At 36.0% G+C, this 9375-nt stretch carries 10 protein-coding genes; 2 read left to right on the forward strand and 8 right to left on the reverse strand.

Annotated elements, in window-relative coordinates; genetic code table 11:
• Nucleotides 1-5: 5 nt before the first annotated feature.
• A complete protein-coding gene (trmD, locus tag B091_RS0109905) occupies nucleotides 6-689 on the forward strand; it encodes a tRNA (guanosine(37)-N1)-methyltransferase TrmD (RefSeq protein WP_018109846.1) in 684 nt (227 codons plus the stop codon).
• A gap of 90 nt (nucleotides 690-779) precedes the next feature.
• On the opposite strand, the gene B091_RS0109910 is transcribed toward trmD, so the two are convergent.
• The 7 genes from B091_RS0109910 to B091_RS12375 all read right to left on the reverse strand — a co-directional run bounded on the left by B091_RS0109910 (nucleotide 780) and on the right by B091_RS12375 (nucleotide 8479).
• Nucleotides 780-1697, reverse strand: coding sequence for a dihydroorotate dehydrogenase (locus tag B091_RS0109910; RefSeq protein ID WP_018109847.1), 918 nt, complete (start codon nucleotides 1695-1697; stop codon nucleotides 780-782).
• Nucleotides 1685-2461, reverse strand: coding sequence for a dihydroorotate dehydrogenase electron transfer subunit (locus tag B091_RS0109915; protein ID WP_018109848.1), 777 nt, complete (start codon nucleotides 2459-2461; stop codon nucleotides 1685-1687). The genes B091_RS0109910 and B091_RS0109915 overlap by 13 nt, the downstream gene beginning before the upstream one ends.
• 84 nt (nucleotides 2462-2545) lie before the next feature.
• The gene (locus tag B091_RS0109920; protein WP_018109849.1) at nucleotides 2546-3010 is read right to left on the reverse strand and encodes a helix-turn-helix domain-containing protein; all 465 of its coding nucleotides are present in this window, start codon (nucleotides 3008-3010) and stop codon (nucleotides 2546-2548) included.
• A 912-nt stretch (nucleotides 3011-3922) separates the two neighbouring features.
• Complete coding sequence (gene holA, locus B091_RS0109925; protein WP_018109850.1) at nucleotides 3923-4939, reverse strand: DNA polymerase III subunit delta; 1017 nt, start codon at nucleotides 4937-4939, stop codon at nucleotides 3923-3925.
• Nucleotides 4940-4964: 25 nt separating this feature from the next.
• On the reverse strand, nucleotides 4965-5741 hold the full coding sequence (locus B091_RS0109930) for an AMP nucleosidase (protein ID WP_018109851.1): 777 nt from the start codon (nucleotides 5739-5741) through the stop codon (nucleotides 4965-4967).
• Between the two features lie 318 nt (nucleotides 5742-6059).
• Nucleotides 6060-7160, reverse strand: coding sequence for a TlpA disulfide reductase family protein (locus B091_RS0109935; RefSeq protein ID WP_018109852.1), 1101 nt, complete (start codon nucleotides 7158-7160; stop codon nucleotides 6060-6062).
• A gap of 227 nt (nucleotides 7161-7387) precedes the next feature.
• A complete protein-coding gene (locus B091_RS12375; protein WP_018109853.1) occupies nucleotides 7388-8479 on the reverse strand; it encodes a TlpA disulfide reductase family protein in 1092 nt (363 codons plus the stop codon).
• Between the two features lie 162 nt (nucleotides 8480-8641).
• Between B091_RS12375 and B091_RS0109945 the strand changes: the two genes are divergently transcribed.
• Nucleotides 8642-9100: a type I restriction enzyme HsdR N-terminal domain-containing protein gene (locus B091_RS0109945; RefSeq protein WP_018109854.1), complete on the forward strand. Its 459-nt coding sequence runs from the start codon at nucleotides 8642-8644 to the stop codon at nucleotides 9098-9100.
• 67 nt (nucleotides 9101-9167) lie between these two features.
• Here B091_RS0109945 and B091_RS12515 read toward each other — a convergent pair.
• Nucleotides 9168-9375: transposase (locus B091_RS12515; RefSeq protein ID WP_162137976.1), on the reverse strand; the 208-nt coding region annotated here is incomplete at its 5' end.

Below are 9375 nucleotides of genomic sequence, written 5' to 3' on the forward strand. Positions count from 1 at the left end.
AGAATATGCGAATAGATATTATTACGGTGCTTCCCGAAATGATTGAAGGTTTTTTCAATTGCTCAATTATGAAGCGAGCTCAGGATAAAGGTTTAGCCGAAGTTCACATACACAACCTGCGCGATTATACTGAAGATAAGTATAAACGAGTAGATGACTATCCTTATGGAGGCTTTGCAGGTATGGTAATGAAAGTTGAACCCATTGACCGTTGCATCAGTGCACTAAAAGCTGAGCGAGATTATGATGAAGTAATCTTTGTAACCCCTGATGGAAACCAATTTGACCAACCTATGGCAAATAGCTTATCATTAACTAAGAATTTGATTATTCTTTGTGGTCATTTTAAAGGAATAGACTATCGAATCCGAGAGCATCTGATCACAAAAGAGGTAAGTATTGGTGATTTTGTACTTACTGGTGGAGAACTGCCTGCGGCAGTAATGGCAGATGCCATTATAAGAATTATTCCAGGAGTCATCTCTGATGAACAATCGGCACTATCCGACTCATTCCAAGATAATTTGTTGGCTGCACCTGTTTATACTCGTCCTGCGCAGTACAAAGATTGGCAAATCCCTGAAATCTTACTATCGGGGCATGAAGCCAAGATAAAAGAGTGGGAATTTAATCAGTCGCTTGAAAGAACAAAGCGCTTGCGCCCTGATCTGTTAGACAAGAAGGACTAAGAAATAGCATAAATTGCAAAAAGCCTCGAGAATTTAAATTCTCGAGGCTTTTTGCAATTTAAAGAAAAGGGAACAATCTCAAATGCTGATTTAGTATTTGAGTGCTCCAATAATATCTTGTACAGACTCAATGCCGTGACGACTCATATATTCTTCAATTCCGTGAAGGATATCAATAGCTGCTGTAGGCTCAACAAAATTAGCTGTCCCAACTTGAATCGCAGTCGCTCCAGCGAGCAAAAATTCGATAGCATCAGTGGCAGTCATAATTCCACCCATACCAATTACAGGAATTTTAACAGCTTGTGCCACCTGCCAAACCATGCGCAATGCAATCGGCTTAACTGCTGGACCCGATAAACCTCCAGTTATGGTTGAGAGTATAGGGCGTTGTTTTTCGGCATCAATAGCCATTCCGAGTAGAGTATTGATTAGAGATACCCCATCTGCACCAGAAGCTTCGGCTACACGAGCAATTTCGGCAATATCGGTAACGTTAGGCGATAGCTTGACAATCAGTGTCTTTTTATAAACTTCACGCACAGCCTTAACAACTGCTTCGGCTTGTTTAGGTGAAACACCAAAAGCCATACCGCCCTCTTTGACGTTAGGACAAGAGATATTGAGCTCTATAGCAGGAATATTATCGAGTTCATTGACGATTTGAGCCGTTTTTACGTACTCTTCAATAGTAGACCCGTTCACATTGACTAAAACTGCTGTACGAAGCCCTAAAAGGCCTGGATTGATATGTTTGACGAAGTAGTCAACACCTTTGTTTTGTAAGCCTACGGCATTTAGCATTCCTGAGGGAGTTTCTGCCATACGTGGGTAAGGGTTACCTTCACGATGGTTAAGAGTAGTACCCTTGACTAAAATTCCACCAAGGTCATTTATATCATAGAAGTCAGCAAACTCTTCTCCATAGCCAAATGTGCCCGAAGCAGTCATTACGGGGTTCTTAAGCTCGAGACCTCCAATATTTACGCTTAAATCTAATTTTCCCATAATAAGTCATTGATATTGAATACTGGACCATCTGTGCAGGCACAGATATGCCCTTTAGTTGTTTTTTCTACACAACAAAGACATGCGCCAAACCCACAAGCCATTGTGTTCTCCAAAGAGACCTCACATGCTGTCTTAGTCCTCCGTGCATAACTTGCAACTGCTTCCATCATAGGTTTAGGGCCACAAGAATAAATTTGGCAGAATTCTAATTGGTTCAGAAGTGAATGATTGGTGACATACCCCTTTTCACCATGGCTATCATCTTCTGTAGTTGTATAAACAGTGCCTAATGCCTCAAAATCTTCAAGCTGCAAAAGATCTCGTTTGGAGCGAGCCCCAAGAAGAAAGATAGGATCAAAGCCATGCTCTTTGAGTTTTTTGCCCAAACAAAGCATTGGAGCCACCCCAACACCACCACCAACAAGCAGAGGGCGCTTAGTAGAGCATAAAGGAAGACTAAATGTGTTACCTAGAGGTAAAACCACATTTAGTTTATCACCGATTTTGTAAGTTGATAACTGATTAGTGCCATCTCCAACTTTTTGAATTAGAAACCAAACTTCATTTCTGGAAGTATCAATCCAGTTAATTGAAATTGGACGGCGTAGAAAAGTGGTAGAAGACCCATCGACTCGTAGCTGGGCAAACTGACCAGGTTCACATTTAGGCAGTGCAGTAGGCGAAGTTGCTTTAATTAGCACATAATTGTCATTTAGCGAGATATTCGCAGTAACTGCCAGATCAATAATTTTCTTTTTCATAAATAGAGAAGAGCATTTAATAGTAATCTGGATGACAAATATACATTTAGTTCTGGAAAGAATAAAGCTTTTACTCTCTTATGATTATTTATCAAGCTTAAATATCTCAAAAGTATTATCGTCAAAGAACACTCTAATCTCAGTGATTTTTCGAGGTGGTTTAGGAGGTTCTGTGGGCTGAGCATTATATGATTGCTGAGCTAGTATAGGGGCTATAGTACCCAAGGAATCTGACGAAAACCCTAGCGATTGTTGAGCCAAACTATTGTTGGAATAATTTACCTTATCTTGAGATTCATAATGCCCAACTGAGGTACCGTTATTTTGCGATAAAACACTAAACATTTCACCCCTACCATAAAGAAGCCACTCTAGGCTAACATTATCAAAAGATTCATGAATTTTAGTAACCACGTCTAAGCTCGCTTTGTTCCGTCCATTAATAAAATGAGAGAAAGTAGACTGCTGAATGCCTGTTCGCTCAGCAAACTCACTGGAACTAAGTTGTTTGGTGTCCATTAGGAGCTTTACACGGTCGTTTATATCCATAATAATCAGCAGGTTATGCCTCGTAACCAGAAGGGCATTTAATGATAATTTGATTAATATTACAAATATAAAAAGAAGAGTTTACAAAAACAATATACATAGGTAATATATTTTCAGTACGTAAATATATTAAAGTAATACGCAATAACACAATAGTAATATTATAAATGTATTATCCTGCTCTATACATTGAACTAACACTTTACATATAGTTGCTAATATATTATATACCAACTAATTATATACGTTAAACAAGTGTCTTGAATGCTTTATTAAGCTTATTGACTATAGATCATGTATTCTATTGAACACGCGCTATATAATATAGATGTATATATGTGATTATAAGTATAATAGATTAGTATATTGTAAGTGTTAATCACATTTATAACGATTATACTCTTATATTATTACAAACGAAAATAAGTCATTATACCCCCACTCTAGCACTTTAATATATCACAAGAGTATTGCTATACATTTGTGAAGTGTCGTAAAAGCGACCAATATATTACTTATGTAAAGTATAGGCATTGCTATTCATGGATTAATGTTCTATTCATACTTTTCACTTTATTAATATATTCCTTGAAGAGATCGGGATAGATTAGTTAATATCTAGTCGGATTGAAATATAAAACGACCTACTCCGATAACTAGAATGAGTAACTCATCGTAGTGTTTGGAGTAAGTCGTTTTTTCTCAGGGATTGATCATTCTAATTTATTCTAGAATCAGAGCTCTTATAACGGACTTAATTTGTGGTATAAGAATCGATATTTAGTGTTTAATTATTTTACTTAATCTATCCTATCTAAGCTTTATTATATACAAAAACTGCGTACTTTATACCCTTTGATTACAGAGTATAAGTACGCAGTTTATAGCGTTGTTTTAAGCGATAAGTAGCCCTTAGTGAAGTATTATGTATACGAGTTCTTGAAGAAGTTCTCCCTCGGTTGAATGGCTATTACCGAAGCCTTTTGAACGCGCATCAGTCTCTCTAATGGCACCTATAATCTCCATGGTCTTCACGCCCGAAAAGGTTGACATGCCCTGGATATACTCCTTTGCTTGCCACGGAGAACGCAGACTTAACATCTCCGCTATGCCTTTATCCGATTTGTCGGGAGCATAATAAGCTAGCATGAGATTTGAGAAATAGCTAAAAAGAAGGCCCAAAGTCATGGGTAAAGGATTTGTTTTCGGGTTCTCAGCAAAGTAGTTAGCTATCTGATTGGCCTTAAAAATATCCTTTGACAAGAGTGCTCCACGCAATTCAAAAGTATTAAAAGCTTTACTAATCCCAATATTCTTTTCCACAAGGTCTGGAGTTATTCTGGTTTGACCTTTTAACGTTAGCTTAAGCTTTTCGAGCTCACTAGCCAAACGACTAAGGTCAGGTCCTACAAACTCTGCGATCATGTGTGCTGCTTTTGGCTCAATTGTAAGTTGTTTCCTGAGTACAAATGAATCGATAAAGCCCATTAAGTCTCGATCTCTGACAGGTTTAGACTCATAGAGAACCCCTATTTTATCAATTAAACCACTTAGTTTCTTTCGACGGTCTAATCGACCATACTTGTGGCAAAGTACAAGTATGGTCGAGATTAAGGGTTTTTGAGCATAATAAACTAGTTGCTCTATATCTTTTAGCTGTTGAGCCTCTTTTACAATTATAACCTGCAACTCAGACATCATTGGGTAGCGCTTAGCTGCATTTATGACTGTACCGGCATCAACATCTGCTCCGTAAAGCACTGTTAGGTTAAACTCTTTTTCTTGTTCTGTGAGTACTTTATTCTCTATTTCATCGGATATTATATCGATGTAATAAGGTTCTTCACCCATTAAGTAATAGATTGGAGCAAAGTTACGAGCCTTAATATCCTTTAGAATACCTTCAAAACTTGAATCGAAATTAGACATATTTATCTCTTTATTGGATCTTTAATTACCAGTCGAATTTTAGGTGACGTACAGTTTTCTTTGCGTCAATAATCATTTTCAGCGAAGCAATACCAATTTCAACATGCTCACGAACATAATTGCGTGTAACTTCAGAATCACTCTTGTCGGTTTTAACTCCTTCAGGTAGCATTGGTTGGTCCGAAACCAACAATAAGGCTCCCGTAGGTATATGATTAGAAAAACCTACACTAAAGAGTGTAGCGGTCTCCATATCAACAGCCATAGCTCTGGTGGTTTTCAAATACTCCTTAAATTGTACGTCATGCTCCCAAACACGTCTGTTGGTTGTATAGACAGTTCCTGTCCAGTAATCACGGCCGTAGTCACGTATAGCAGACGATACAGCTCTTTGAAGCATAAATGCAGGTAAAGATGGCACTTCAGCTGGAAAATAGTCATTGGAAGTTCCCTCTCCACGAATCGCTGCAATAGGCAATATAAGATCGCCAAGCTTATTTTTGGCATTGATACCACCACATTTACCTAAAAACAGGCAGGCTTTGGGATTTATAGCACTTAGCAAGTCCATAATAATGGCTGCATTTGGGCTACCCATGCCGAAGTTTATAATTGTTATGTCTCCTGCAGTAGCAGAAATCATATTAGCATCTCTTCCAAGAATCGGAACATTGAATTCTTCTGCGAAAATATCAACATAATTACTGAAGTTTGTCAGTAGTATATACTCTCCAAAATCTTCCAGTTTACGCTTAGTATATCGAGGAAGCCAATTCTCTACAATGTGTTGTTTTGTTTTCATACGTAATTATTTTAATTGTTCCTATAATTAGAAAACTGTATATAGTCTCTCTTACAAAATTAAGAAATGTTACTGGTGATAACTATTTCAAGTATAGAAAAGATCACACAGTTTAGTCAATAAACAAAGAACTTTAGCAAATGTTATCCGCCGAGCTAGACTATTACTCAATTTAATAAAGAATTAATGGTTTATAACCCCGTGTGGTCTGAATTATTCGAGCTCAAACTACGCATTGGTTCTGGGATAATCGCATAAAAAAAGTCGGTATTAAACAATGTTGTTTAATACCGACTAATCAGTAAATTATATCTTAAACTACTTAAGTAGTTCAGCTAGAGTTTTTCCGATTTCTTCGCCTCTAAGGTTTCTCTTAATGATTTTTCCATCAGGACCGAAAAGGATAATTTGAGGAATACCCTTGATACCGTAAAGGTCTGTAGGTATTTTTTGACCATTGATAATTTGTGGCCAAGTCATTTTAAGCTCTTCAATTGCTTTTTTAGAATCATCAATTTTATCCCAAACAGCAACGCTTAAAAGCTCAAACTTATCGCCTTTGTATTTTTTGTAAACTTCGGCTAAGTTAGGAATTTCAGCTCTACAAGGAGGACACCAGCTTGCCCAAAAATCAACTAAAACATACTTGCCTTTTCCTACATAGTCAGATAAAGAAACTGAAGTTCCATCACCTTGATCAATAGTAAAGTCTGTAAACATTTCACCTTCGGCAGTTTTCTTAGTTACGTTGATTTGATCTTGTAGTTGTTTAACAAGTGGATGTGTTGCAACAGTTGCATCTAATCCTGAAAGTAAACCTTCTAACTCTGTTTCACTAGCTGCATTTGAAAGTGCTGTTAAAGCATCAATAGCAAGGATATTGTTTTTGTTAGCATTGAAGTATACAATATCCAACTCTTTTAATTGAGGTTGGTATTCAGTCTCCAATTTTGTAGAGAATTCTTTTTGTAGCTCTTGTTTTGCAGCATCATCCAATTTCTCATCAGACAGTTTAGCTGTTAAATCTTGGTATGCAGCTTGAATTTGTGTAATTATTGCTTCTTTTTTTAGATTATGATCTGCGCGAACTTTATTTAATTCACCACCTGTAACTGTGTTTGTTGAAAAATCAATAATAATTTCAGTAGGTTCTAATACAAATCGAGCAGCTTGTTGACGATTTAAAGCAACCATTACCATATCTGATGAAGTAAATGGGTGCTCAAATTTAAGCTGATTATTCAATATCATAGTACTATCAAGCTTTTCTCCTAAAATATTTTGGAGATATACTGTTGTACTATCCATGCTTGAGTCTGGAAGTTGTGCCGTAATAATATAGTTTTTTTCAGCATTACCACCGCACGATGCTAATAATAATCCGCTAACAGATAAAACGGATAGGGTGAACTTTTTCATATAGGAGTTAATTTAAAAAATAGTTATTTGATTAATATCTCAAAAAATCAAAGTAAAGATAATGTATTTGCTAGAATAAGCTTGTTTTTGCTGACTTTTTTATTACAGTATAACCAATCTATACTAAAATAATCAAGCATTCTAGCAAATATTACTACGAAAGGTCGAAATAGCTCAAAAAAATAGCGAGTTCAGAATGAAGTCGCTAATAGTAATTTGATGTTATTTTAGTTGAATTGCTCAGTAAGTATAGACAAAACCTCTTCTTTAAAGATTCCTCGCCTTAGAATTTTACCATCGGGAGCAAAGAGTATGATATAAGGAATGGATGTAAAGTCGTATAATTGAGCTGGAATATCTTGAGCATTAACAATTTGAGGCCAAGGAATCTTGTGTTTTGTTATTGCCTGGATACTCCTTTTCGGATTATCCCAAATAGCCACACCTACAATTTCAAAATTACGGTCTTTATACTTATCATATATTGCTTTGAGGTATGGTAACTCACTAATGCATGGTGTACACCAACTTGCCCAAAACTCAACCAATACATACTTACCCCTACCTACATAATCTGATAATTTCACTTCGCTACCATCGTCTTGTTTGACTGCGAAATCTTGAAACATCTTGCCTTCTCCTGTCGGTCCTTCATCGATTAGTTCTGCTAAAAATCCTTGAATTATACTATGTCCTTCAATGTCTAAACCGACTTGGCGTAATAATGGTTCAAGCTCTTTAACTGGAAGAATACGCCTAAGATTGTAAAGTGTTTCTACACCAATCATGTTGTTTTCATTCCCAGTGAAATACTTCAAATTTAAAGCCTTTATATTTGGTACTAGAGTAGCATCTTCAAGTGAGTCTAAAGCTTGCTCGAGAGCTATGTTGTCTTTGTAATTAGCTTGATTTTCGTTGATAAACTCTGAGGCAAGAGTTTCATAAGCTTTAGAAACAAGCTCTTCATCTCTTTGGAGTGAAGTAAAGAGTTGATTCAAATGATCTCCATTGACTGTATGGTTTAATAAATCAACCTCTATGGTATCTCGTTCTAACAAGAACTCTACATAGTGATCATTGTCAAGCTGAATGAACCCATAGTCTGTAAAATAGATAGGGCTTTCAAATACAAACTTGCCGTCTTTGATGTAAGTACTATCTATCTGGTTGGGGTTTAACCCTGTAAATAGATAAACCGTTTTGCCTTCGACGAGTGGGTCAGAAACTTTTCCTGTGATATAATATTCATTTTGAGGACTACTGCATGCAGTCAACCCTATAATTGTGGCAGCAAATAATCGAATAATCCTTTTCTTCATAATTTAATATTAAATTTGTCAAGTGATTATAGTCTTTAATCATGGGATGAATCGTTATATTGTTCTTATTCTAGATTATACTTCAATGAAATACTCATGAATTAGACACCTTAATATATAATTCCCTGCATTCTTAAAAAGAGCTTATAATAATAATTTAATATGACAAATTTGAACCTCCCTCCTGTTGATTTGAAACTCTCCATAAATAATGGCAAACGTATGATTTTTGATATTTTACGTAAAAAGAGTATTCAAGTAACTCCAGAAGAATGGGTCCGACAGCACTTTGTTCATTTTCTGATTAATGAAAAATCATATCCCAGATCTTTAATGGCCAATGAAGTACTTTTAAATTTTAATGGAATGAACAGACGTTGTGATACTGTTGTATATGACAGAAACCTTGTTCCTAAGTTAATAATAGAATATAAAGCTCCACATATCGTCATAGACCAAAAAGTATTTGATCAAATTTGTCGCTATAACTTTGTGTTAAGGGTAGGTTATTTGATAGTAAGCAACGGAATACAGCATTATTGCTGTAAGATAGACTACGATAATAAAACATATTCTTTTATTCAAGACATACCGATGTATGAAGAATTATTATCATGCTAAATTGGAATTGATTATTGACACTGTCTCAGGAAGTGTGTAAGTAAATTAAGCTTGGGTTGGGTTATTGTTATAGCCTGACCCTTTCTTTGTAAATAATTAGGAACTGATTTAAAATTATGCCCCAGTCCCTGATAGGCATTGACCACTTCTTTGTGGCCTCTCTAACGGCTAAATATACTGATTTCATCACAGAATCATCGGTTGGGAACGATAATTTGTTCTTGGTGTACTTTCTAATCTTGCCATTAAGATTTTCGATTAAGTTAGTTGTATAG

The organism is Bacteroides propionicifaciens DSM 19291 = JCM 14649, from assembly GCF_000375405.1.
Classification (GTDB): Bacteria; Bacteroidota; Bacteroidia; order Bacteroidales; family Bacteroidaceae; genus Bacteroides_E; species Bacteroides_E propionicifaciens.

Excerpts from the sequence above, each read along its gene's own strand:
- trmD (WP_018109846.1), top strand. The coding sequence starts at position 6 with ATGCGAATAGATATTATTACGGTGCTTCCCGAAATGATTGAAGGTTTT.
- B091_RS0109910 (WP_018109847.1), bottom strand. The coding sequence starts at position 1,697 with ATGGGAAAATTAGATTTAAGCGTAAATATTGGAGGTCTCGAGCTTAAG.
- B091_RS0109915 (WP_018109848.1), bottom strand. The coding sequence starts at position 2,461 with ATGAAAAAGAAAATTATTGATCTGGCAGTTACTGCGAATATCTCGCTA.
- B091_RS0109920 (WP_018109849.1), bottom strand. The coding sequence starts at position 3,010 with ATGGATATAAACGACCGTGTAAAGCTCCTAATGGACACCAAACAACTT.
- holA (WP_018109850.1), bottom strand. The coding sequence starts at position 4,939 with ATGTCTAATTTCGATTCAAGTTTTGAAGGTATTCTAAAGGATATTAAG.
- B091_RS0109930 (WP_018109851.1), bottom strand. The coding sequence starts at position 5,741 with ATGAAAACAAAACAACACATTGTAGAGAATTGGCTTCCTCGATATACT.
- B091_RS0109935 (WP_018109852.1), bottom strand. The coding sequence starts at position 7,160 with ATGAAAAAGTTCACCCTATCCGTTTTATCTGTTAGCGGATTATTATTA.
- B091_RS12375 (WP_018109853.1), bottom strand. The coding sequence starts at position 8,479 with ATGAAGAAAAGGATTATTCGATTATTTGCTGCCACAATTATAGGGTTG.
- B091_RS0109945 (WP_018109854.1), top strand. The coding sequence starts at position 8,642 with ATGACAAATTTGAACCTCCCTCCTGTTGATTTGAAACTCTCCATAAAT.